This window comes from Halomonas sp. ABH4_019, assembly GCF_056159885.1.
This window is the reverse complement of the sequence record NZ_JBSWWC010000001.1, coordinates 1,493,958-1,517,198: the sequence shown is the minus strand read 5'-3', so window position 1 is coordinate 1,517,198 and position 23,241 is coordinate 1,493,958. Positions and strand designations below refer to the sequence as shown.

The window sequence follows — 23,241 nt, the reverse complement described above, 5'->3', positions numbered from 1 at the left end:
ACCTCGTTGTGGTCTTGTTCGCGGCGATCAGCCGGTGCGCGACGAGATCCAGTTCCCGGCATCGGGAATGGACATCTCGAAGTCGCGGTCGAGCCAGGGGGAGCTGAGCAGGAAATCGGCGCTGGCCGGGTTGCAGGCCACCGGGACGTTCCACAGCGCGGCCAGGCGCAGCAGCGCCTTGACGTCGGGGTCGTGGGGCTGGGGGGCGAAGGGGTCCCAGAAGAACACCAGCAGGTCGAGCGCCTGCTCGGCGATTCGCGCGCCGATCTGCTGGTCGCCGCCCAGCGGGCCGCTCATCAGCGCTTCCACCTCGAGCCCCAGCTGGCCGGCGATGCGACGCGCAGTGGTGCCGGTGCCGATCAGTTCGTGGCGCGCCAGGGTGTCCTGCCAGCGCTCGGCCCACTCCAGCATTTCTTCCTTCTTGCCGTCATGGGCGATCAGGGCGATGCGCTTGCGGGCCGGCAGGGTGCGGCGGACGTCGCGCCGCGGGCGTGTGTCACTCATGCTGGGCCTCCACCTCGAGGATCCGCAGGGTATTGGTGCCGCCGTGGGCGTTCATGTGATCGCCGCGGGTGAGGATGACGTGATCGCCCGGCTCGGCGATGGCCCGCTCCACCAGCAGCGCCATGGCCCGATCGTTGAGCTCGGAGGCGTCCATCTCGCTGGTGTCGAAGGGCAGCGAGATCACCCCACGATACAGCGCCATGCGCCGCTGGGCGACGGGGTTGTGGGCCAGCCCGACGATCGGCAGCCCCGAGCGGATCCGGGAGGCGATCAGCGGCGTGTAGCCGGTGGCGGTCATGCAGGCGATGGCGGCCACCCCGGTCAGGTGGTTGGCGGCGTACATGGCCGAGAGCGCGATGGTCTCGTCGATCCTGGAAAAGCCCTCGTGGATGCGGTGCCCGGAGGACTGGGCGATGCGCTCGCGCTCGGCGCCCAGGCACACCCGCGCCATGGCCTCCACGGTCTCCATCGGGAAGTCGCCGGCGGCGGTCTCGGCGGACAGCATCACCGCGTCGGTAGCGTCGAGCACCGCGTTGGCCACGTCGAACACCTCGGCGCGGGTCGGCAGCGGCGCCTCGATCATCGACTCCATCATCTGGGTAGCGGTGATCACCGCGCGGTTGAGGCTGCGGGCGTGCTTGATGATGCGCTTCTGGGTGCCGATCAGCGCCTCGTCGCCGATCTCCACGCCGAGATCGCCGCGGGCCACCATCACCGCCTGGCTGGCCTCGATGATGCCGTCCAGGGTGGCGTCGTCGGCCACCGCCTCGGCGCGCTCGAGCTTGGCCACCAGGCCGATGTCGGCCCCGGCCTCGCCGAGCAGCTCGCGGGCCTCGACCATGTCGGCGGCGCTGCGCGGGAAGGACACCGCCAGGTAGTCGACGCCGATGCTCACCGCGGTCTCCAGATCGGCCTTGTCCTTGTCGGTCAGCGCCGGGGCGGACAGCCCGCCGCCCTGCTTGTTGATGCCCTTGTTGTTGGACAGCTCGCCGCCCACCACCACGCGGGTGTGGATGGCGCTGCCGTCGACCTTCGCCACGTCGAGCACCAGCCGGCCGTCGTCGAGCAGCAGGCGGTCGCCGGCGGCCACGTCATCGGCCAGGGCCTGGTAGTCGCAGCCGACCCGCTCGGCGTCGCCGGCCTCGCGGTCGAGGGCCACGTCGATGACGAAGGGCGCGCCCTCGGTGAGGCTGACCTTGCCGTCACGGAAGCGGGCGATGCGGATCTTGGGCCCCTGGAGGTCGCCCAGGGCGGCGACGCTTCGGCCCTGGCGGGCGGCGATCTCGCGCACCGCGGCCAGGCGGCGGCGGTGGTCGTCCGGGGCGCCGTGGGAGAAGTTGAGGCGCACCACGTCGACGCCGGCGGCGATCATCGCCTCCAGCACGCCGTCGCGGTCGCTGGCGGGACCCAGGGTGGCGACGATCTTGGTGCGACGGACGGGGGCGGGGCGATCTGACATGCCGGTTCTCCTGTTAGCGCGGACGGGACGTCGAAGCAAAGGGTCAAGATAGCGCAACGGTGGTGATATTACGAAACTTGTCGGCTTCGACCAAAGTCTATCCCGCGGTTCCTCCTGAAGGATTTTTCTCACTAACCACCTTGCAGCAGTCGATTTTATCCGGGCGTCGATGGAGTGGTGATGTCGTTTTTGTTGTAAAATTACTAAAAAAATCTTGTCTCGCGGGACATCCTGAGCCACATTGAGGGAAAGACGAGCCGTCGGCCCGCCCGGCCGGTCGATGCGCGGCGCCTCCGCAAGCGGGGCGCCCTTCGGCTCGACCCCTTCCCAATCCGACAAGACGGCAACTGGTTCGAGAGGAAGACGCCATGACACTCAAGATCGCCATCAACGGTTTCGGTCGCATCGGTCGCAATGTGTTTCGGGCCCTCTACGAGGGCGGGTATCGCGACCGGGTGCAGGTCGTCGCCATCAACGACCTGGGCGATCCGGCCCTCAATGCCCACCTGCTGCGCCACGACACCGTGCACGGCCACTTCCCGTTCGCGGTTTCCCACGACGAGAGCAGCTTGACGGTCGACGGCGACCGCATCGAGATCAGCTCCGAGCGCGATCCGGCCCGACTGCCCTGGGAGCGCCTGGGGGTGGACCTGGTGATGGAGTGCACCGGCCTGTTCACCAAGCGTGCGGACGCGGGCAAGCATCTCGAGGCCGGCGCCGGCCGGGTGCTGGTCTCGGCACCGAGCCCGGATGCCGACGCCACCGTGGTCTTCGGGGTCAATGAGGACGTGCTGACCGCCGAGCACAGGGTGGTGTCGAACGCCTCTTGCACCACCAACTGCCTGGCGCCGGTAGCCAAGGTGCTGAACGAGACGGTGGGCATCGAGAACGGCCTGATGACCACGGTGCATGCCTACACCAACGACCAGAACCTCTCCGACGTCTACCACAAGGATCCCTACCGGGCGCGCAGTGCCACCCATTCGATGATCCCGACCAAGACCGGGGCGGCGGCGGCGGTGGGGCTGGTGCTGCCGGAACTCGACGGCAAGTTCGACGGCCTGGCGGTGCGCGTGCCGCTGATCAACGTCTCGCTGGTGGACCTGACCTTCACCGCGAGCCGCGACACCACCAAGGAAGAGATCAATGCCATCGTCGCCGAGGCCGCCCAGGCGTCGCCGGTGCTGGCGGTCAATGCCCAGCCGCTGGTGTCCGTCGACTTCAACCATGACGCCAACTCCTCCACCTTCGACAGCAATCACACCCGGGTGAACGGTCGGCTGGTCAAGGTCATGGCCTGGTACGACAACGAGTGGGGTTTCTCCAACCGCATGCTGGATACCGCCCTGGCGATGCACGCCACGGGCTGATTCCCCGCCGGATGCCGCACCGAACGACGCCGGGCCATGCGAGTGGCCCGGCGTCGTCGTGTCTGGTGGCGGTCAGGTGGGTCAAAGACCGCGTCGCCAGCGACTCTCCAGCGTCACCGGTTGGGTGGCGCCGTAGTGCGCCGCCGCCTGGTCGTCATAGTGGGCCCACAGCGGGTCGCCGAGGTCGAAGTGCCACCACTCGCTCGGCAGGTTGGTGAAGCCTTCGGCGCCCATGGCGTGGTAGAGCAGGCGGCGATGGTCGCGGGCCCGACGCGTGGATTCGCTGGGCGCGTCCAGGTGCTCCAGGGCGGCGCTGTGGGAGGCCGGCAGGGCTTCGTCGAACAGGGTGCCCATGTCCAGCGGCAGGCCGTCGGCGCCGCACAGAGTTACGTCCACCGCGCCGCCGGTCAGGTGCGGGCTCGGCGAGGCCGGGTCGCGACTCGGCGGGGCGACGAATTCTCGGGTACGTGCCGTCAGGGTGGCGGCATCGAGCTCGGGGTGGCGATCGCGGATCGCCTCCTGCAGCGTCTCGTAGAGGTACTGCTGTACCCGCCAGGGGCGCCAGCCATCCAGTACCAGCAGGCTCAGGCCATCCGGGAGGGCGCGGGCCACCGCCAGCAGGCGTCGATAGACCCCTTCGCGCACCAGGCACTCGTCGACGGCGCCGGGAACCCCGAGCCGGGCATAGGCGGGATAGGCCCGCAGCGGCGCGGGGGCCAGGCTCACCGGTACCAGCGGCTCGCCGCACTCGGCGATTGGAAGGCGACCGAGCGCGGTCCAGTCGGGAGCCGGGTGGTCGAGGATGGGGGGCAGATGGTCGAACATGCGTGGCTCGCGTCCGGTGACAAGTCGCCATCATATCGCAGAGGCGTGGAGTGTGAATGCGAGCCACCTGGTGCGAAGGCTGACGCGTCGTCGGCGACCCTCTTGGCCGACACGAGAAACGTCACCCGGGTGGGTGGCGTTTCTCTGGTGTTGGCGGATACGGGGGGCGAACCCCCTGCTGTCCGGGAGAGGGCCGACACGCGGTCGGCGATCCTTGTGCTTGAAACGAAAAACGCCACCCGGGTGGGTAGCATTTCTCTGGTGTTGGTGGAGGCGGCGGGGGTCGAGCCCCTGTTGTCCGAGAGAGGGCCGACACGCGGTCGGCGATCCTTGTGCTTGAAACGAAAAACGCCACCCGGGTGGGTAGCGTTTCTCTGGTATTGGTGGAAGCGGCGGGGATCTGTTCGAGAGAGGGCCGACACGCGGTCGGCGATCCTTGTGCTCGAAACGAAAAACGCCACCCGGGTGGGTGGCGTTTCTCTGGTGTTGGCGGAGACGGGGGGCGAACCCCCTGCTGTCCGGGAGAGGGCCGACACGCGGTCGGCGATCCTTGTGCCCGAAACGAAAAACGCCACCCGGGTGGGTAGCGTTTCTCTGGTGTTGGCGGAGGCTGCGGGGATCGAGCCCCTGTTGTCCGAGAGAGGGCCGACACGCGGTCGGCGATCCTCGTGCCCGAAACGAAAAACGCCACCCGGGTGGGTAGCGTTTCTCTGGTATTGGTGGAGGCGGCGGGGATCGAGCCCCTGTTGTCCGAGAGAGGGCCGACACGTGGTCGGCGATCCTTGTGCCAGAAACGAAAAACGCCACCCGGGTGGGTAGCGTTTCTCTGGTATTGGTGGAGGCGGCGGGGATCGAGCCCCTGTTGTCCGAGAGAGGGCCGACACGTGGTCGGCGATCCTTGTGCCAGAAACGAAAAACGCCACCCGGGTGGGTGGCGTTTCTCTGGTATTGGTGGAGGCGGCGGGGATCGAACCCGCGTCCGCCGACACTCGCCCATCGGCTCTACATGCTTAGTTCCGTCATTTGCTTTAACGTCGCTGGCTCCGACGGGCAGGATCCAGAAACGCGATTCCTCTAAGATTTAACGGTTGACGCGAGGACGAAGCCAACCGCGATCCCATCAGTCTGAGCTCGTGCCCTTTGGCGATGAATGGGCACATCGCCTCCGGGTAGGACTAGAAGCTAGCGGCGTTTAAGCTGCCAGCGCGCCCTGAGCGTAGTTGTCGTCGTTTGCGACTATTTAATCGTGATGTTGGATTTACGAGATACATCACGCTCTCGGCATGCACCTCAGGGGTTGTCATCGGCGTCGAAGCCATGTCGCCCCCATAACGCGACCATCTTATCAGGATGGTCGGATCTATGACACCTCAGGCGCGGTTTTGTTCGCGCATGATGCGCCCCTTCTGGCGCTTCCAGTCGCGGTCCTTCTCGGTGGCGCGCTTGTCGTGCAGTTTCTTGCCGGTCACCAGTGCCAGCTCGCACTTCACCTTGTTGCCCTTCCAGTAGAGCTTGAGCGGCACGCAAGTGTGCCCCTTGTCCTGGGTGCGCGAGAAGATCCTGGCGATTTCCTTCTTGTGCAGCAGCAGCTTGCGCGTGCGAGTCGGGTCCGCCACCTCGTGGGTGCTGACGGTGTTGAGCGGCGTCACATGGCTGCCCAGCAGCCAGGCCTCGCCGTTCTTGACCAGGATATAGGTGTCGGTGAGCTGCGCCTTGCCGGCGCGCAGGCTCTTCACCTCCCAGCCGGCCAGTGACAGCCCGGCCTCGAAGGTCTCGTTGATGTGGTACTCGAAGCGCGCCTTCTTGTTCAGGGCGATGACGTTGCTGCCGGGACCCTTGCCCTTTCCTTTCTTGCTGGCCATGGAACCTCGTGTCTGTGCTTGCCGGTGGCGGCCTGCCCCTTCGATATGGGGGGAAGCGTGATACCATTCAAGGCCGAAATAACCGCTCATGATACGCCCTGGGCCCCTTGAAGTCAGCGGAGAGGTCAATGCCAACGGTCAATCGGTCCGCCCTGGTGCGGCACACCCCCCAGGAAATGTTCGATCTGGTCAATGATTTCGAACGCTACCCGGAGTTCCTGCCCGGCTGTCGTAGGGCGCGGCTGATCGAGCGGGACGCCGAGCACCTGGTCGGCGAGATGACCCTGGGGCGTGCCGGGATCGAACAGAGTTTCACCACCCGCAACGACCTGCACGAGCCCGAGCGCATCGAGCTGTCGCTGGTCAAGGGGCCCTTCAAGCGGCTGCGCGGACGCTGGCTGTTCCTGCCCATGGGCGATGGCGCCTGCAAGGTGAGCCTGGAGATGGAGTTCGAATTCGCCAGCCGGCTGCTGGGCATGGCCTTCGGCAAGCTGTTCCAGCAGGTCGCCGGCCAGCTGGTGGACTCCTTCACCCGCCGCGCCGACGAGCTCTACGGTCATGGCCGCTACTGAGGTGCCGACCCTGAGGGTCGAGGTGGCCTTCGCCCTGCCGCAGCGCCAGCGCATCATCGAGCTGGCGGTGCCCGAGGGCACCACGGCGCGCCGGGCGGTGAGCCTGGCGCGGCTGGAGGCGCATTTCCCGGAGCTGCCGGCCGCGTTCTTCGCCGAGGCGGACCTGGGCATCTTCGGCAGGGCGCTGCGCGACCCCGAGGGGCAGCCGTTGCGGGAAGGGGATCGAGTGGAGGTCTATCGGCCGCTCGAGATCGATCCCAAGGCGGCGCGGGCGGCCAGGGCCGCCCGCGCCGCGAAACGCTCGTCCTGAAGCGTCGGGGCTATTCGTCCTCCGGCGACACGTTCAGCAGGTTGCCGCGGCTCTCGTCGGCGGTATCGGAGGGGCCGATGCCGCGTTCGGAGATGAGCGCCGGCGGGCGCGAGAAATCGCCGTGGGGCTCGACGGAAGCCAGGCGGTTGCCGTCGAAGGTCAGGGTCAGGCGGCGCTGCTCGACGCCGTCGTAGGCCTCGTCCAGGCGATAGACATAGTCCCACTGGTTGGCGTCGAAGGGCGCCTCGAGCAGCGGGCTGCCCATCAGGTCGATGACCTGCTGGCGCGTCATGCCGGGGCGCAGTTGGTCAGCCATGGCCGGGGTCACCAGGTTGCCCTGGGCCAGGTCGCGCTTGTAGACCCCGAAGTAGCTGCAGCCGCTGATCAGCGTCAGGGCGAGGGAAAGGGTGACAAATCTGCTCAGCTTTTGCATTTGCGGCCATTCTTCACTATCGTGGTTTCGGTCGATCATAACCGACCCTACCCGATACTGCGAAGAGCAACCATGGCCGACCAAAACCATGAACTGCGCAAGGCCGGTCTTAAAGTGACCCTGCCGCGCGTCAAGATCCTGCATATCCTCGAGAACGCCACCGGCCAGCATCACCTGAGCGCCGAGGACGTCTACAAGACCCTGCTCGACGCGGGCGAGGACGTGGGGCTGGCCACCGTCTATCGCGTGTTGACCCAGTTCGAGTCCGCCGGCCTGGTGACGCGTCACAACTTCGATGGCGGCCACGCGGTCTTCGAGCTGACCCAGGAAGAGCACCACGATCATATGGTATGCCTGGACAGCGGCGAGATCGTCGAATTCTTCGACGACACCATCGAGCGCCGCCAGCAGGAGATCGCCGAGGAGCACGGCTACGAGCTCGTCGATCATGCCCTGGTGCTCTATGTGCGCCCCAAGGGCTCCAAGGCGACCCGCCAGGAGCTGTCGCACAAGAAGTGATGCCATCGCCGGCGCGAGATTGCACGGCCCCGATCCAAGCGGATCGGGGCCGTCGTCGTTTCAGGGGGCGGGTTTGCCGGGGCGAGCGGGATGGCGAGGGGGCTCAGTGGCGGGCGCGCTGGCTGGCGTCGAGCATCTCCCGGGCGTGGGCCAGGGTCTGGTCGGAGAGCGTCACGCCGCCCAGCATGCGGGCCAGTTCGCCGACCCGGCCGGCCTCGTCGAGCAGTGCCATGCGGGTCAGGGTGGTGTCGTCCTCGGCCTGCTTGGCGATGTGCAGGTGCCGATGGGCCTGGGCCGCCACCTGGGGCAGGTGGGTCACGGTCATCACCTGGCCGCCCGCGCCCAGCCGGCGCAGCAACTGGCCGACGATCTCGGCGGTGGCCCCGGAGACGCCCACGTCGACTTCGTCGAACACCAGGCTGGGGATGGTGGAATGCTGGGCGGCCACCACCTGGATGGCCAGGCTGATGCGTGACAGCTCGCCGCCGGACGCGACCTTGGCCAGCGGGCGCGCCGGCTGGCCGGGGTTGGCGCTGATCGAGAAGCGTACCCGGTCGAGCCCTTCGGGCGCCGGGGCGTCGCGTTCGGTGACTTCTGCGGTGAAGGTCGCCTTGCCCATCGCCAGGAAGGCCAGCTGATCCTGCACCGCGGCACCGAAGCGCTCGGCGGCCTCGCGCCGGGCGGCGCTCACCGCCAGGGCGCGCTCGCGCCAGCGGGCCTGCAGGGCGTCCACCTCGGCGGACAGCGCCTCCAGGTCGTCGTCGCCGCCGTCCAGCTCGGCGAGCTCCTCGCCCAGGCGGCGGTGCAGGGCGGTCAGCTCCTCGGGCGGCACATGATGCTTGCGGGCGATGCGGTGCACCTCGCCGAGGCGCTCCTCGACCCAGGCCAGGCGCGCGGGGTCCAGCTCGACGCCGGCGGCGAAGTGATGGAGCTCGCGGCCCGCCTCCTCGACCTGGATGCAGGCGTCGCCGAGCATCGACAGGGCCTCGGCCAGGGCGCCGCGGTCGCTGCCGGGCAGGGCCGACAGCCGGCTCACGGCCTGGTTGAGCAGCGGCAGGGCGCCGCCGTTCTCGCCGTCGCAGCACTCGACGGCGAACTGGGCCTCGCGCAGTCGTTCCTCGGCGTGGGCGAGGTCCTCCTGCTCGGCTTCCAGGCCGGCCAGCTCGTCGTCGGCCAGCGCCAGCTGGTCGAGCTCCTCGACCTGGTAGCGCAGCAGCTGGCGTCGGGCGCGCTGTTCGTCGCCGTCCTCGGACAGGCGCTTGAGGCGTCGGCGCGCCTCGCGCCAGTCGCGGAAGGTCTCGGCCAGCTCGCCGATCGCCGCGTCGTGGCCGGCGAAGTCGTCGAGCAGCCGCAGGTGGGTATCCTCGCTGAGCAACGCCTGGTGGGCGTGCTGGCCGTGGATCTCGATGAGATGGCCGCCCAGCGCCTTGAGGTCGGCCACCGTGGCGGGCTGGCCGTTGATCCAGGCCTTGGAGCGCCCGGCGCGGGTCACCACCCGGCGCAGCAGGCAGTCGTCGCCGGGCAGTTCGCGCTCGGCCAGCCAGGCCCGGGCGGCGGGCAGGGCCTTGATGTCGAAGCGGGCGCTGAGGTCGGCGCGTTCGGCGCCGTGGCGCACGCTGCCGGCGTCGGCGCGCTCGCCCAGGCACAGCCCCAGGGCGCCGAGCAGGATGGACTTGCCGGCCCCGGTCTCGCCGGTGATGGCGGTCATGCCGTCGCCGAGCTCCAGCTCCAGATGGTCGACGATGGCGAAGTCACGAATGGCGAGCTCTGTCAGCATGGTGCCTCCCGGTGGCCGGTGCGGAGCGAGGTCGAAACTACTGGTTATTCATCCATTGTCTTGTGCGTTTATACAGTAGTTCAGGAGGCGGAACAACGCACGGCCCGATTCCCGTGGCCCGCCTCCCTTGAGATCGCCGCGACCAGCCCCATATACCTCGCAACACAGCTTTTACATCGACATTCAGTCCTGCAGGCGGCCCCGGGGCCGCCGGTTGGCATTCAGGAGAGAGGCATGGCCAAAGACCCGCAGACCCCGTTGGACGACGAGCTGGCACGCCAGCAAGACGAGGCCGACACCCAGGTCGAGCCGGAGCCCGTCGAGGGCGAGCTGGAGGATGCCGTCGAGCAGGCCGAACAGGGCGCCGAGCCGGCGTCGGACAACCCCGAGGCCGAGATGCTGGCGGCCAAGGTCGAGGAGCTCGAACAAGCGCTGGAAGAGGCCAAGGAGCAGTCGCTGCGTGCCGCCGCTGAGGCGCAGAACGTGCGTCGTCGCGCCGAGCAGGAGACCGACAAGGCGCGCAAGTTCGCGCTGGAGAAGTTCGTCAAGGAGCTGCTGCCGGTGGTCGACAGCCTGGAGAAGGCGCTCGAGGCCATGGGCGAGGACGCCACCGAGGCCCACCGTGAGGGCGTGTCGATGACCCTCAAGATGCAGCTCGACGTGCTCGGCAAGTTCGGCGTCGAGGTGCTCGAGCCCGCGGGAGAGCCCTTCGACCCGCAGTATCACGAGGCCATGGCGATGGTGCCGAACCCCGAGCTCGAGCCCAATAGCGTGATGGAAGTGATCCAGAAGGGCTACCTGCTCAATGGCCGCCTGGTGCGCCCGGCGATGGTGGTGGTCAGCCAGGCCGCCGAGTAAGGCGAGGCGAAAAGCGGCCCCGCCCCCTTGAAAAGGCGTCGAGGGCCCCCAGATAGACGGCAACCCCGCGGCGAAGGCCGCACACGAACGAATTCGGTAACAGCATTTCGAGGATTTCCTATGGGACGCATCATCGGTATTGACCTGGGGACCACCAACTCCTGCGTGGCCGTGCTCGACGGCGACAGCGCCAAGGTGATCGAGAACGCCGAGGGCGCACGCACGACCCCGTCCATCATCGCCTACACCGAGGACGGTGAGACCCTGGTGGGTCAGGCGGCCAAGCGCCAGGCGGTCACCAACCCCCAGAACACCCTGTACGCCATCAAGCGCCTGATCGGCCGTCGCTTCAAGGACGACGTCGTCCAGAAGGACATCAAGATGGTGCCCTACACCATCGCCGAGGCCGACAATGGCGACGCCTGGGTCGAGGTCAAGGGCAACAAGCTGGCACCGCCCCAGGTCAGCGCCGAAGTCCTGAAGAAGATGAAGAAGACCGCCGAAGACTACCTCGGCGAGACGGTCACCGAGGCGGTCATCACCGTGCCGGCCTACTTCAACGACAGCCAGCGTCAGGCCACCAAGGACGCCGGCCGCATCGCCGGCCTCGAGGTCAAGCGCATCATCAACGAGCCCACCGCGGCGGCGCTGGCCTACGGCATGGACAAGGCCCGCGGCGACAAGACCATCGCGGTCTATGACCTGGGCGGCGGCACCTTCGACATCTCCATCATCGAGGTGGCCGACGTCGACGGCGAGACCCAGTTCGAGGTGCTGGCCACCAACGGCGACACCTTCCTGGGCGGCGAGGACTTCGACCTCAAGCTGATCAACTACCTGGTCGACCAGTTCAAGGCCGACAGCGGCATCGACCTGTCCGGCGACAACCTGGCCATGCAGCGCCTCAAGGAAGCCGCCGAGAAGGCCAAGATCGAGCTGTCCAGCGCCCAGCAGACCGAAGTCAACCTGCCCTACATCACCGCCGACAACACCGGTCCCAAGCACCTCAACGTCAAGGTGACCCGGGCCAAGCTGGAGTCGCTGGTGGAAGAGCTGGTGACCCGTTCGCTGTCGCCCTGCAAGACCGCGCTGGCCGATGCCGGCCTGTCCGCCTCCGAGATCGACGACGTCATCCTGGTCGGCGGCCAGACCCGCATGCCGATGGTCCAGTCCAAGGTCGCCGAGTTCTTCGGCAAGGACGCCCGCAAGGACGTCAACCCGGACGAGGCCGTGGCCGTGGGCGCGGCGATCCAGGGCGGCGTGCTGGGCGGCGACGTCAAGGACGTGCTGCTGCTCGACGTCACCCCGCTGACGCTCGGCATCGAGACCCTGGGCGGCGTGATGACCCCGCTGATCGAGAAGAACACCACCATCCCGACCAAGAAGACCCAGACCTTCTCGACCGCGGATGACAACCAGACCGCCGTGACCATCCACGTGCTGCAGGGCGAGCGCAAGCAGTCCAGCGGCAACAAGTCGCTCGGTCGCTTCGACCTGGCCGACATTCCGCCGGCGCCGCGCGGCGTGCCGCAGATCGAGGTCGCCTTCGACCTGGACGCCAACGGCATCCTGCACGTGTCTGCCAAGGACAAGGCCACCGGCAAGGAGCAGTCGATCGTCATCAAGGCCTCCAGCGGCCTGTCCGACGACGAGATCGAGCAGATGGTCCAGGACGCCGAGGCCCACGCCGACGAGGACAAGAAGTTCGAGGAACTGGTGGCGCTGCGCAACCAGGCCGACGGCATGGTCCACGCCGCCCGCAAGACCCTCGAGGAAGCCGGCGACAAGGCCACCGAGGACGAGAAGCAGGCCATCGAGAGCGCCGCCTCCGAGCTCGAGGAAGCGGCCAAGGGCGACGATCAGGACGACATCCAGGCCAAGCTCGACAAGCTGACCGAGGCCTCCGGTAACCTGGCGCAGAAGATGTATGCCGAGCAGGGCGAGGCCGCCGAAGGCGCCGAGGCCGCCGGCGAGTCCGGCGCCAAGCAGGAGGAAGACGTGGTCGACGCCGAGTACGAGGAAGTCAACGACGACCAGAAGAAGCAGTAAACCACGACGCCTGAATCAGGGATGACGCCAGCGCGGGGGGATGACTCCCGCGTTGGTGTTTCCGCAGCAGCGTCGCTATGGAGGCGGACAGACCCATGTCCAAGCGTGATTACTACGAGGTGCTGGGCGTCGAGCGAGGGGCCGATCAGAAGGATATCAAGAAGGCCTATCGGCGCCTGGCCCAGAAGTTCCACCCGGACCGCAATCCGGATGACGACACCGCAGCGGAGAAGTTCCGCGAGGTCTCCGAGGCCTACGAGGTCCTGACCGACAGCGAGAAGCGCGCGGCCTACGACCAGTTCGGCCATGCCGGCGTCGACGGCCAGGCCGGCGGTGCCGGTGGCTTCGGCGGTGCCGGGGCCGGCGGCTTCAGCGATATCTTCGGCGATGTCTTTGGTGACATCTTCGGCGGGGGCGGCGCGCGTCGTCACCCCAATGCCCCGCAGCGCGGCAGCGACCTGCGCTATAACCTCGAGCTCGATCTCGAGGACGCGGTGTCCGGCACCAGCGTCGACATTCGCGTGCCGCGCCACGTGGAATGCGAGCGCTGCGACGGCGATGGCGCCGAGCCCGGCTCCAGCAAGGAGACTTGCCCGACCTGCGCCGGCCACGGCCAGGTGCGCATGCAGCAGGGCTTCTTCGCCGTGCAGCAGACCTGCCCGACCTGTCACGGCAGCGGCCAGCACATCAAGGTGCCGTGCCACGGCTGTCACGGCGAGGGTCGCGTGCGCGAGACCCGCACCCTGTCGGTGAAGATTCCGGCCGGCGTCGACACCGGCGACCGCATTCGCTTGAACGGCGAAGGCGAAGCCGGGATCAACGGCGGGCCGCCCGGCGATCTCTACGTCCAGGTGGCCATCAAGCCGCACCCGATCTTCGAGCGCGACGGTCGTCACCTGCAGTGCGAGGTGCCGATCAACTTCGTCGACGCGGCCCTGGGCGGCGAGCTCGAGGTGCCGACCCTGGACGGCCGGGTCAAGCTCAAGATCCCGCCCGAGACCCAGACCGGCAAACTGTTTCGGCTCAAGGGCAAGGGCGTCAAGCCGGTGCGCGGCGGTCCCGCCGGCGACCTGCTGTGCAAGGTGGTGGTCGAGACCCCGGTCAAGCTGGGCGAGGAGCAGAAGGAGCTGCTGCGCCGCTTCCAGGACAGCCTGGAGGGCAGCAACAGCCACCACTCGCCGAAGAAGAGCAATTTCTTCGACGGCGTGAAGAAGTTCTTCGAGGACATGAAGCCCTAGGGTTCACCCCTCGCCTGAACGCTCGAGGCCCCGCGCTCCGCATGGAGGCGGGGCCTTCTCATGGCCGGCTACAGCCAGCCGGTGCGCCGGAAGCGCCGGTACAGTCCGCCGCAGGCCAGCCCCATCATCAGCAGCGCCAGGGGATAGCCGAAGCGCCAGTCGAGCTCCGGCATGTGGGCGAAGTTCATGCCCCAGACCCCGGCCAGGATAGTGGCCACGGCGAAGATCGCCGCCCAGGCCGCCAGGCGCTTGTGCACTTCGCCTTCGTCGATGGCCACCATCGACAGGTTGACCTGGATCGCGGTGATGATCATCTCGCGCATGGTGTCCACTGCGGCCTCGAGGCGGTGCAGGTGGTCGTACACGTCGCGAAAGTACTCGCGGGTCTTGCGGCACAGTGCCGGCACCCGGCCGCCGAACAGGTGGCTGACGGCATCGCCCAGCGGCATGGCGGCATGCTTGAGCTGCATGGTCTGGCGCTTGAGCTGGTAGAGGCGCTCGAGGCTGGTGCGGGCGGTGCCGCGCACGAAGATCTGGTCCTCGATGCTCTCCAGCTCCGCCTGCAGCGCCTCGACCACCGGGAAGTAGCGGTCGACGACGGCGTCGAGCAGGGCATAGAGCACGAAGGCCGGGCCCTGCTTGAGCAGCTTCGGCTCGCGCTCGCAGCGGCGGCGCACCGCGGCGAAGCCCTGGCACGAGTGCAGGCGCACCGAGAGCACGTAGCCGGGGCCCGCGAACACCGCCACCTGGCCGGATTCCAGTCGCTCGTCGCCCATGGTGATCATGTGCATGATGACGAACAGCGTCTCGCCGTACTCCTCGACCTTGGGGCGCTGCTCGCCGCGCAGGGCATCCTCGATGGCCAGCTCGTGGAGATCGAAGATTTCCTGGAAGGGCGCCAGTTCCACGGGATCGGGATCGTGCAGGGCCACCCACACGAAGCAGTTCGGTCGGCCCATGTGCTCGGCGACCTCCTCGGGCCGGATGTCGCGCAGTCGGCGGCCCTGCTCGTAGGCCACGCAGTTGACGATCATGACGCTTCCTCCCTGTCGCGAACGGAGCCTCTAAGAGCATAGCCGTCCCGCCGCGGCGAACGCGCGGTTGCCGGCGCGGGGCTGGCGCTGGGAGGGGGCGCCGTCATAGGCTGGTGGTCCATGAGCAAGGAACACGGAGTCCGTTATGCCGATTTCACGTGCCGAGATCGCCACCGAGTCCGGCGACAAGCTGATCAACCGCCTCTGCAAGCACTGGGCCCACAAGCTCGAGGTCGAGCAGCGCGAGGGTGAGGGCCGGGTGGCCTTCGACGCGGGCAGCTGCCTGATGACCGCCGAGCCGGGCAAGCTGCGCGTGGCCGTGGAGGCCCTGGACGAGGAAGGGCTGGATCGGCTCGAGGGCGTGGTGGCCAGCCACCTCGAGCGCATGGCCGGCAAGGAGTCGCTGGAGATCGTCTGGGAGAACTGATGGTCGAGCCCGCCCCGGCCCGCGGCGCCCATCTCGGCATGCTGGCGTGGGCGGCCCTGGTGGGGCTGTCGTTCCCGGCCGTGGGGCTGCTCAGCGAGCTGCCGCCGCTGTCGCTCACCGCCCTGCGCTTCGCCATCGCCTGCCTGGGCCTGTGGGGGCTGGTGCGCCGGGCGCCGGGTGCCTGGCCCGGCTGGCGTGCCTTGCCCTGGTTCGCCGCCATGGGAGCGTGCCTGGCGGGCTTCTTCGGCGCCATGTTCTGGGCCGCCCACCACGCCACGGCGCTGTCCATGGCCACCCTCTACGTCAGCGTGCCGCTGCTGGCCTATGGCATGGGGCTGGGGTTCGGCGTGGAACGGCCGTCCTGGCGGTTGCCGGCGATCCTCGCCCTGGGGGCGCTCGGGGCCCTAGGGCTGGCCGCGGCGGAGGCCTGGCAGCGCGGCGGGGCGTGGCGCTTCGGGGCCGGCGAGGCGGTGTTCTTCCTCGGCTGCCTGTGTTCGGCGCTCTATCCGGTGCTGTCGCGGCGCGGCCTGGTCTCCGGCCGGCTGCCCGAATCGGCGGCGGTGCGCACCTTCTGGAGCCTGTGCCTCGGTGGCGTGCTGATCGGGGCGCTGGGCCTGGCGGTGGAGCCGGTGAGCCGGCTCGCCGGCATGACCTGGCGCGACGGCCTGTTGATCGTCTACCTGGGGCTGTGCTCGAGTGCCCTGACCTTCTGGCTGATGCAGCGCGCCACCGCGGTGCTCGGGCCGGCGACCATCACCGCCTACGGTTATCTGGTGCCCTTCGTCTCCATGCTGCTGCTGTTTCTCGAGACCCCGTCGCGTATCGACTGGGTCTGGCTACCGGGCTGCGCCATGGTGCTGCTGGCCATCGTCCTGCTGCTGGTGCCGTCCGTCGCGTCGGCCGCGCCCGCCGCCGAGGCGGGGCCCGACGACTGACCGGCGGTGGCGACCGCCCGCGGGCCCGGCTCGCCTCGCCGCCCCAGCGCCCGGCGGGGCTCTGGTATACTCCGGGCATCTTCAGGCCAGTCACTTTCAGGAGTTTCCGCATGACCCGTATCGCCATCGTCGGTGTCGCCGGCCGCATGGGCCGCACCCTGGTCAACGCCGTGCAGCAGGATGCCGAGGCCAGCCTGGCCGGCGGCGTCGTCGAGCCGGGCAGCTCCCTGGCCGGCGCCGATCTCGGCGAGCTGGCGGGCCTGGGCAGGCTGGGCGTCGCCGCCGCGGACTCCCTGGCCGCCATCGTCGACGACTTCGACGTGCTGATCGACTTCACCGCCCCGGCCGTGACGCTGGCCAACCTGGCGTTCTGCGCCGAGCACGGCAAGCGCATGGTGATCGGCACCACCGGCCTCTCCGACGAGGAGCTGGCCGAGCTTGACGGCTACCGCGACCGGGTGCCGATGGTCTTCGCCCCCAACATGAGCGTCGGGGTCAACCTGACGCTGAAGCTGCTGGAGACCGCCGCCAGGGCGCTGGGCGATGAGGGCTATGACATCGAGGTGATCGAGTCCCACCATCGCCACAAGGTCGACGCGCCCTCCGGCACCGCGCTGAAGATGGGCGAGGTCATGGCCGACGCCCTGGATCGCCCGCTCAAGGAGTACGGCGTGTTCGAGCGCGTCGGCCAGTGCGGGCCGCGCAGCGACCAGGAGATCGGCTTCGCCACCGTGCGTGCCGGCGACATCGTCGGCGAGCATACCGTGATGTTCGCCACCGAGGGCGAGCGCATCGAGATCACCCACAAGGCCAGTAGCCGCATGACCTTCGCCAAGGGCGCGGTGCGCGCCGCGCGCTGGGTCGCCGGCCGCGAGGCCGGTCGCTACGACATGCAGGACGTGATCGGGCTATAGAGCCTCGGCTCGGAGGTGCTCACCGATGGTATGGCGGCCCGCTTTGGGCGAGCCGCCACACCATCGGGCGGGTTCAGAAGGTGTATGACACCCCGAGGACCGCGACCGGGTATATCGACAGCTCCTCGGCATCGTCCTGCAGCTGCCGCTCTTCTTCACGCAGGTCGCTCTGAAGCCGATCGTTGCCCGCGGCGGCGCCGTTGGCGCTCAGCGAGACCTCGACGTCGGTGGCCATCACCCCCAGCTCCGAAAAGAACCCGAAGCCGCTGCGGTGCGACGAACGCCAGCCCAGCCCCAGGTAGGGTTGCACGCCGTCGGCGATGGTCAGCGTGCCGTCCAGGGTGCCGACCTCGGCGGCGGTGTATGTCCGGTCGTTGAGCTCGAAGCTCGCGCCCTCGCGGGCCTGGCCGCGCACATCGGCTTCCATGTCCGGCAGCATGATTCCAGCGGAGAGATAGAAGCGGCCCGCGAAGGGGTAGTAGTCGAGCTTGAGGGCGCCGGCGGCAATGTCCAGGTCGCCGGCGTAGTTCACGTCATCGCTCTCGTAGTCGCCATCCCAGCTCAGCCCGCCGGCATACTGGGCGGTCACGCCCAGGCGCTCGTGGAAGCGCCAGGACAGGTCGGCACCGAAGCCGGTGGTGCCGGCCAGGGCGCTGGCGGTGACGCGGCCGTCGTCGGCCTGGGCGGTGCCGATGCCGGCGCTTAGGAAGGCGGTAGCGAGGCCTGCGGCCATCCATTGTTTCATTGCGGTGTTCCCTTGTGTCGGTATCGTTCTGCTCCTCCGGCGGACGTGTGCCGGTCCACCGGGAGGCAGGGGAATCGGCCGGGTGCAAGAAAGCTTTAATCTTGAAAGAGGCCGGGCCCCGTAGCGGTTGGCAGTTGTGGAGGGATCGTCGATCGGGTCGGCTCGAGGGGTAGCCGAGCGGCGCCCGATGCTTTAAAATCCCACAAATTTTGGCCGGGCGACGGCCCTTAGCCGCGCAAGCGCTTGTTGCGTCGGCCCTGTGTTCCGAGCGAATGACAACAAGCGGGATGAAACCGGTCTTCACTGTCGGGTTTCGTCCCGCTTTTTTACGGGCTGGCGGGCGGCGGTTCGGGCGGCTTGGCCGGCGCCAGGCGAGAAGCATTCCTTGACGAGCTGTCTGTGACGCCGTCTTTGACAATATGGGAGGACGTTGCATTGAACAAACCCGCGATACTGGCCCTGGAAGACGGCAGTGTGTTTCATGGCACCGCTATCGGTGCCGATGGGCAAACCAGCGGTGAGGTGGTGTTCAATACGGCCATGACGGGCTATCAGGAAATCCTCACCGACCCCTCCTATACCCGTCAGATCGTCACCCTCACCTATCCGCACATCGGCAACACCGGCATCAATGCCGAGGACGTGGAATCCGGCGCCATCGCCGCCGCCGGCCTGGTGATTCGCGACCTGCCGCTGGTGGCCAGCAGCTTCCGCTCCGAACAGACGCTCTCCGACTACCTGGCCAGCCAGAACGTGCTGGGCATCGCCGACATCGACACCCGCCGCCTGACCCGCATCCTGCGCGACAGGGGCGCCCAGAACGGCGCCATCCTGGCCGGCCCGGACGCCGAGGGCGAGGACGCCGAGGCGCGTGCCCTGGAGGCGGCCAAGGCCTTCCCCGGGCTCAAGGGCATGGACCTGGCCAAGGTGGTGTCCTGCCAGTCGCCCTACGAGTGGAGCGAAGGCGAGTGGACCCTGGGCGCCGGCTACGCCGATGCCAGCGAGAGTGAGCGTCCCTTTCATGTCGTGGCCTATGACTATGGGGTCAAGCGCAATATCCTGCGCATGCTGGCCTCCCGCGGCTGCCGCCTGACCGTGGTGCCGGCCCAGACCCCGGCCAGCGAGGTCATGGCGCTGAATCCGGACGGCATCTTCCTGTCCAACGGCCCCGGCGATCCCGAGCCCTGCGAGTACGCCATCGCCGCCATCCGCGAGCTGCTCGAGACCGGCGTGCCGATCTTCGGCATCTGCCTCGGCCACCAGCTGCTGGCGCTGGCCAGCGGCGCCAAGTCCGAGAAGATGAAGTTCGGCCACCACGGTGCCAACCATCCGGTCCAGGACCTCGACAGCGGCCGCGTGATGATCACCAGCCAGAACCACGGCTTCGCCGCGGACGAGGCGTCGCTGCCCGAGACCCTGCGCGCGACCCATCGCTCGCTGTTTGACGGCACCCTGCAGGGCATCGAGCGCACCGACCGTCCGGCCTTCAGCTTCCAGGGCCACCCGGAGGCGAGCCCGGGGCCGCGCGACGTCGCGCCACTGTTCGACCGCTTTATCGAGATGATGAAGGCCAAGCGCTAACCGTCCGATCGTCGCCCCTCGTCCGTCACCTTCTTTGCGGGAAGCACCATGCCAAAACGTACCGACATCCAGAGCATCCTGATCATCGGCGCCGGCCCCATCGTCATCGGCCAGGCCTGCGAGTTCGACTATTCCGGCGCCCAGGCCTGCAAGGCCCTGCGCGAGGAGGGCTACCGGGTCATCCTGGTCAACTCCAACCCGGCCACCATCATGACCGACCCGGTGATGGCCGACGCCACCTACATCGAGCCGATCACCTGGCAGGCGGTGGAGAAGATCATCGAGGCCGAGCGGCCCGATGCCGTGTTGCCGACCATGGGCGGCCAGACCGCGCTGAACTGTGCCCTCGACCTGGACAAGCACGGCGTGCTCGCCAAGCACGGCGTGGAGATGATCGGCGCCAACGCCGACGCCATCAACATGGCCGAGGACCGCGACCTCTTCGACCAGGCCATGAAGCGCATCGGCCTGGAGTGCCCCAAGGCCAAGGTCGCCCACACCATGAGCGAGGCCTGGGAGATCCAGGGCGAGCTCGGCTTCCCGGTGATCATCCGCCCCTCCTACACCATGGGCGGCTCCGGCGGCGGCGTGGCCTACAACAAGGAGGAGTTTGAGGAGATCTGCACCCGCGGCTTCGAACTCTCCAACAACCACGAGCTGCTGATCGACGAGTCGCTGCTGGGGTGGAAGGAATACGAGATGGAGGTCGTTCGCGACAAGAACGACAACTGCATCATCGTCTGCGCGATCGAGAACTTCGACCCCATGGGCGTGCACACCGGTGACTCCATCACCGTGGCGCCGGCCCAGACGCTGACCGACAAGGAATACCAGAACATGCGCGACGCCTCCCTGGCGGTGTTGCGCGAGATCGGCGTCGAGACCGGCGGCTCCAACGTCCAGTTCGGCGTCGACCCGCAGACCGGTCGCGTGGTGGTCATCGAGATGAACCCGCGGGTGTCGCGTTCCTCGGCGCTGGCCTCCAAGGCCACCGGCTTCCCGATCGCCAAGATCGCCGCCAAGCTGGCCGTCGGCTATACCCTGGACGAGCTCTCCAACGACATCACCGGCGGTCGTACCCCGGCGTCCTTCGAGCCCTCCATCGACTACGTCGTCACCAAGATTCCGCGCTTCACCTTCGAGAAGTTCCCCCAGGCCAACGACCGCCTGACCACCCAGATGAAGTCGGTGGGCGAGGTGATGGCGATCGGCCGGACCTTCCAGGAGTCGCTGCAGAAGGCGCTGCGCGGCATGGAGACCGGCAACGACGGCCTTGATCCCAAGGTCACCCGCTTCACCGGCGAGGCCATGGCCCACATCAAGGGCGAGCTGCAGGCCGCCGGTGCCGACCGCATCTTCTACGTCGCCGATGCCATGCGCAGCGGCATGAGCGTCGAGGACGTGTTTGCCCTGACCAACATCGATCGCTGGTTCCTGGTGCAACTCGAGGACCTGGTGCTGACCGAGCAGGCGCTGGCCAAGCGCTCGCTCTCCGAGCTTGGCGCCCGTGACCTGTGGCATCTCAAGCGCAAGGGGTTCAGCGATGCCCGCCTGGCGGCGCTGCTCGGCGTGGCCGAGAAGGAATTCCGCAAGACGCGCCAGAAGGCGGGTATCCGCCCGGTCTACAAGCGGGTCGACACCTGCGCGGCCGAGTTCGCCTCCGACACCGCCTACATGTACTCCACCTACGAGGAGGAGTGCGAGGCCGAGGTCAGCGACAAGCAGAAGATCATGGTGCTCGGCGGCGGCCCCAACCGCATCGGCCAGGGCATCGAGTTCGACTACTGCTGCGTCCACGCCGCTCTGGCCATGCGCGACGACGGCTATGAGACCATCATGGTCAACTGCAACCCGGAGACCGTCTCCACCGACTACGACACCTCCGACCGTCTCTACTTCGAGCCGGTGACCCTGGAGGACGTGCTGGAGATCGCCGACAAGGAGCAGCCGGCCGGCGTGATCGTGCAGTTCGGCGGCCAGACGCCGCTCAAGCTGGCCCGCGAGCTGGAGGCCGCCGGCGTGCCGATCATCGGCACCACCCCGGACGCCATCGACCGCGCCGAGGACCGCGAGCGCTTCCAGCAGATGATCGACAAGCTGGGCCTCAAGCAGCCGCCCAACGCCACCGCGCGCAGCTTCGACGAGGCCTTCGCCAAGGCCGAGACCATCGGCTACCCGCTGGTGGTGCGCCCCAGCTACGTGCTCGGCGGCCGGGCCATGGAAATCGTCTACGACGCCTCCGAGCTGGAGAACTACATGACCCACGCGGTCAAGGTCTCCAACGACTCGCCGGTGCTGCTGGACCACTTCCTCAACGCCGCCGTCGAGGTCGACATCGATGCCGTCTCCGACGGGGCGCAGGTGGTGATCGGCGGCATCATGCAGCACATCGAGCAGGCCGGCGTGCACTCCGGCGACTCCGCCTGTGCGCTGCCGCCGTACTCGCTGCCCGCCGACGTGCAGGACGAGATGCGCGACCAGGTCAAGCGCATGGCGGTGGAGCTCGGCGTCAACGGCCTGATGAACGTGCAGCTGGCCTGGCAGGATGGCGAGATCTACGTCATCGAGGTCAACCCGCGCGCCTCGCGTACCGTGCCCTTCGTCTCCAAGTGCATCGGCACCTCGCTGGCCCAGGTGGCGGCGCGCTGCATGGCTGGCACCTCCCTGGCCGACCAGGGCTTCGTGGCCGAGATCGTGCCGACGACCTACAGCGTCAAGGAGGCGGTGTTCCCGTTCAACAAGTTCCCGGGCGTCGACCCGATCCTGTCGCCGGAGATGAAGTCCACCGGCGAGGTGATGGGCTCCGGCGAGACCTTCGCCGAGGCCTTCTACAAGGCCCAGTTGGGTGCCGGCGAGGCGATTCCGGCGCTGTCCGGCGAGCGCAAGGCGTTCCTGTCCGTGCGCGAGCCGGACAAGGCGGGTGTTATCGAGGTGGCCCGTTCTCTGTTAACATTGGGCTTCACCCTTTGCGCGACCCGTGGCACGGCGTCGGCCCTTCAGGCGGCCGATCTGCCCGTGGAGATCGTCAACAAGGTTTATGAGGGTCGTCCGCACATCGTCGATCTGCTCAAGAACGACGAGGTCGCCTACATCGTCAATACCACCGAGGGCCGTCAGGCCATCAATGATTCCTCGGTGATCCGCCGCACCGCACTCGCCCGCAAGGTTCCCTATGCCACCACCCTGGCAGGGGCCAAGGCCGTTTGTCTGGCGCTCGAGTACGGTAATGCCATCACCGTGCGGCGGCTACAGGAACAGCATGCAGGAGTCAGTCAATGAACAAGGTTCCGATGACCGTCGTCGGTGAGCAGCGCCTTCGCGACGAGCTCGAGCACCTCAAGAGCGAGGCCCGCCCGAACGTGATCGCCGCCATCGCCGAGGCCCGCGAGCACGGCGACCTCAAGGAGAACGCCGAATACCATGCCGCGCGTGAGCAGCAGGGTTTCATCGAGGGGCGGATCCAGGAGATCGAGGGCAAGCTGTCCAACGCACAGGTCATCGACGTCACCAAGCTGCCGCAGACCGGCAAGGTGATCTTCGGTGTGACCGTGGGCCTGATGAACCTCGAGACCGACGAGGAGGTGAGCTACCGCATCGTCGGCGAGGACGAGGCCGACATCAAGGCGGGGCAGATCTCCGTCACCTCGCCCATTGCCCGTGCCCTGATCGGCAAGGAAGAGGGTGAGGTGGTGCTGGTGCGCACCCCCGGCGGCGAGGTAGAGTACGAGATCGGCAGCGTCGAGCACCTGTAAATCAAGCTTGAAGCCTTAAGCTGGAAGCTTGAAGAAAAACACCCCCGCAGCGCCGCTGCGGGGGTGTTTCCATTTCT

At 67.8% G+C, this 23,241-nt stretch carries 22 protein-coding genes and 1 other RNA gene; 14 read left to right on the top strand and 9 right to left on the bottom strand.

Annotated features, from left to right (window positions below; genetic code table 11):
- Positions 1-27: 27 nt before the first annotated feature.
- Both ACXAFN_RS06915 and pyk read right to left on the bottom strand, forming a co-directional pair.
- Positions 28-504 carry a methylglyoxal synthase gene (locus ACXAFN_RS06915; RefSeq protein WP_474987341.1) on the bottom strand — a complete coding sequence of 159 codons (477 nt, stop codon included), beginning with the start codon at positions 502-504 and terminating at the stop codon, positions 28-30.
- Positions 497-1,963, bottom strand: coding sequence for a pyruvate kinase (gene pyk / locus ACXAFN_RS06910; RefSeq protein ID WP_474987340.1), 1,467 nt, complete (start codon positions 1,961-1,963; stop codon positions 497-499). Before pyk ends, ACXAFN_RS06915 begins: the two co-directional genes overlap by 8 nt.
- A gap of 368 nt (positions 1,964-2,331) precedes the next feature.
- On the opposite strand from pyk, the gene gap reads away from it, so the two are divergent.
- Complete coding sequence (gap, locus tag ACXAFN_RS06905; protein ID WP_474987339.1) at positions 2,332-3,333, top strand: type I glyceraldehyde-3-phosphate dehydrogenase; 1,002 nt, start codon at positions 2,332-2,334, stop codon at positions 3,331-3,333.
- Positions 3,334-3,414: 81 nt separating this feature from the next.
- On the opposite strand, the gene ACXAFN_RS06900 is transcribed toward gap, so the two are convergent.
- Positions 3,415-4,158, bottom strand: a complete 744-nt coding sequence (locus ACXAFN_RS06900; protein WP_474987337.1) for a M15 family metallopeptidase — start codon at positions 4,156-4,158, stop codon at positions 3,415-3,417.
- Here ACXAFN_RS06900 and ACXAFN_RS06895 point away from each other — a divergent pair.
- On the top strand, positions 4,147-4,977 hold the full coding sequence (locus ACXAFN_RS06895) for a hypothetical protein (RefSeq protein WP_474987336.1): 831 nt from the start codon (positions 4,147-4,149) through the stop codon (positions 4,975-4,977). The two genes, ACXAFN_RS06900 and ACXAFN_RS06895, sit on opposite strands and share 12 nt — an antisense overlap.
- A 130-nt stretch (positions 4,978-5,107) precedes the next feature.
- On the opposite strand, the gene ssrA is transcribed toward ACXAFN_RS06895, so the two are convergent.
- Positions 5,108-5,486: a transfer-messenger RNA gene (gene ssrA / locus ACXAFN_RS06890) on the bottom strand.
- Between the two features lie 42 nt (positions 5,487-5,528).
- Complete coding sequence (gene smpB, locus ACXAFN_RS06885) at positions 5,529-6,020, bottom strand: SsrA-binding protein SmpB (protein WP_474987334.1); 492 nt, start codon at positions 6,018-6,020, stop codon at positions 5,529-5,531.
- 128 nt (positions 6,021-6,148) lie between these two features.
- Between smpB and ACXAFN_RS06880 the strand changes: the two genes are divergently transcribed.
- Positions 6,149-6,592 (top strand): type II toxin-antitoxin system RatA family toxin, encoded by a 444-nt coding sequence (locus ACXAFN_RS06880; protein ID WP_474987333.1) that lies wholly within the window; start codon positions 6,149-6,151, stop codon positions 6,590-6,592.
- Entirely contained in the window at positions 6,579-6,902 is a 324-nt protein-coding gene (locus tag ACXAFN_RS06875; RefSeq protein WP_474987332.1) for an RnfH family protein, read from the top strand. Before ACXAFN_RS06880 ends, ACXAFN_RS06875 begins: the two co-directional genes overlap by 14 nt.
- 10 nt (positions 6,903-6,912) lie before the next feature.
- Here the strand turns inward: ACXAFN_RS06875 and ACXAFN_RS06870 are convergent, their stop codons facing one another.
- Positions 6,913-7,335: an outer membrane protein assembly factor BamE gene (locus ACXAFN_RS06870; protein WP_474987330.1), complete on the bottom strand. Its 423-nt coding sequence runs from the start codon at positions 7,333-7,335 to the stop codon at positions 6,913-6,915.
- Between the two features lie 72 nt (positions 7,336-7,407).
- Here ACXAFN_RS06870 and fur point away from each other — a divergent pair, with 72 nt between their 5' ends.
- Positions 7,408-7,854: a ferric iron uptake transcriptional regulator gene (gene fur / locus ACXAFN_RS06865; protein ID WP_474987328.1), complete on the top strand. Its 447-nt coding sequence runs from the start codon at positions 7,408-7,410 to the stop codon at positions 7,852-7,854.
- Positions 7,855-7,957: 103 nt separating this feature from the next.
- On the opposite strand, the gene recN is transcribed toward fur, so the two are convergent.
- Positions 7,958-9,631 carry a DNA repair protein RecN gene (recN, locus tag ACXAFN_RS06860; protein ID WP_474987327.1) on the bottom strand — a complete coding sequence of 558 codons (1,674 nt, stop codon included), beginning with the start codon at positions 9,629-9,631 and terminating at the stop codon, positions 7,958-7,960.
- A 234-nt stretch (positions 9,632-9,865) separates the two neighbouring features.
- Here recN and grpE point away from each other — a divergent pair, with 234 nt between their 5' ends.
- The 3 genes from grpE to dnaJ all read left to right on the top strand — a co-directional run bounded on the left by grpE (position 9,866) and on the right by dnaJ (position 13,776).
- A complete protein-coding gene (gene grpE / locus ACXAFN_RS06855; protein ID WP_474987325.1) occupies positions 9,866-10,489 on the top strand; it encodes a nucleotide exchange factor GrpE in 624 nt (207 codons plus the stop codon).
- 120 nt (positions 10,490-10,609) lie between these two features.
- Entirely contained in the window at positions 10,610-12,538 is a 1,929-nt protein-coding gene (dnaK, locus tag ACXAFN_RS06850; protein ID WP_474987324.1) for a molecular chaperone DnaK, read from the top strand.
- 95 nt (positions 12,539-12,633) lie between these two features.
- On the top strand, positions 12,634-13,776 hold the full coding sequence (gene dnaJ, locus ACXAFN_RS06845; protein ID WP_474987322.1) for a molecular chaperone DnaJ: 1,143 nt from the start codon (positions 12,634-12,636) through the stop codon (positions 13,774-13,776).
- A gap of 68 nt (positions 13,777-13,844) precedes the next feature.
- Here dnaJ and corA read toward each other — a convergent pair whose 3' ends face one another.
- The gene (gene corA / locus ACXAFN_RS06840; protein WP_474987320.1) at positions 13,845-14,810 is read right to left on the bottom strand and encodes a magnesium/cobalt transporter CorA; all 966 of its coding nucleotides are present in this window, start codon (positions 14,808-14,810) and stop codon (positions 13,845-13,847) included.
- A gap of 145 nt (positions 14,811-14,955) precedes the next feature.
- Between corA and ACXAFN_RS06835 the strand changes: the two genes are divergently transcribed.
- The 3 genes from ACXAFN_RS06835 (at position 14,956) to dapB (ending at position 17,086) form a co-directional block, all read left to right on the top strand.
- A complete protein-coding gene (locus ACXAFN_RS06835) occupies positions 14,956-15,237 on the top strand; it encodes a DUF2218 domain-containing protein (RefSeq protein ID WP_474987318.1) in 282 nt (93 codons plus the stop codon).
- Positions 15,237-16,172 (top strand): DMT family transporter, encoded by a 936-nt coding sequence (locus tag ACXAFN_RS06830; RefSeq protein WP_474987317.1) that lies wholly within the window; start codon positions 15,237-15,239, stop codon positions 16,170-16,172. The genes ACXAFN_RS06835 and ACXAFN_RS06830 overlap by 1 nt, the downstream gene beginning before the upstream one ends.
- Before the next feature lie 110 nt (positions 16,173-16,282).
- A complete protein-coding gene (dapB, locus tag ACXAFN_RS06825; RefSeq protein ID WP_474987315.1) occupies positions 16,283-17,086 on the top strand; it encodes a 4-hydroxy-tetrahydrodipicolinate reductase in 804 nt (267 codons plus the stop codon).
- A gap of 73 nt (positions 17,087-17,159) precedes the next feature.
- Here dapB and ACXAFN_RS06820 read toward each other — a convergent pair whose 3' ends face one another.
- Entirely contained in the window at positions 17,160-17,831 is a 672-nt protein-coding gene (locus ACXAFN_RS06820) for a hypothetical protein (RefSeq protein ID WP_474987314.1), read from the bottom strand.
- Positions 17,832-18,266: 435 nt separating this feature from the next.
- On the opposite strand from ACXAFN_RS06820, the gene carA reads away from it, so the two are divergent.
- The 3 genes from carA to greA are packed head-to-tail and all read left to right on the top strand — an operon-like array spanning position 18,267 to position 23,164.
- Entirely contained in the window at positions 18,267-19,412 is a 1,146-nt protein-coding gene (carA, locus tag ACXAFN_RS06815) for a glutamine-hydrolyzing carbamoyl-phosphate synthase small subunit (RefSeq protein ID WP_474987312.1), read from the top strand.
- Between the two features lie 48 nt (positions 19,413-19,460).
- A complete protein-coding gene (gene carB / locus ACXAFN_RS06810) occupies positions 19,461-22,691 on the top strand; it encodes a carbamoyl-phosphate synthase large subunit (RefSeq protein WP_474987311.1) in 3,231 nt (1,076 codons plus the stop codon).
- On the top strand, positions 22,688-23,164 hold the full coding sequence (gene greA / locus ACXAFN_RS06805) for a transcription elongation factor GreA (RefSeq protein WP_474987309.1): 477 nt from the start codon (positions 22,688-22,690) through the stop codon (positions 23,162-23,164). Before carB ends, greA begins: the two co-directional genes overlap by 4 nt.
- The last annotated feature ends 77 nt before the right edge of the window (positions 23,165-23,241 follow it).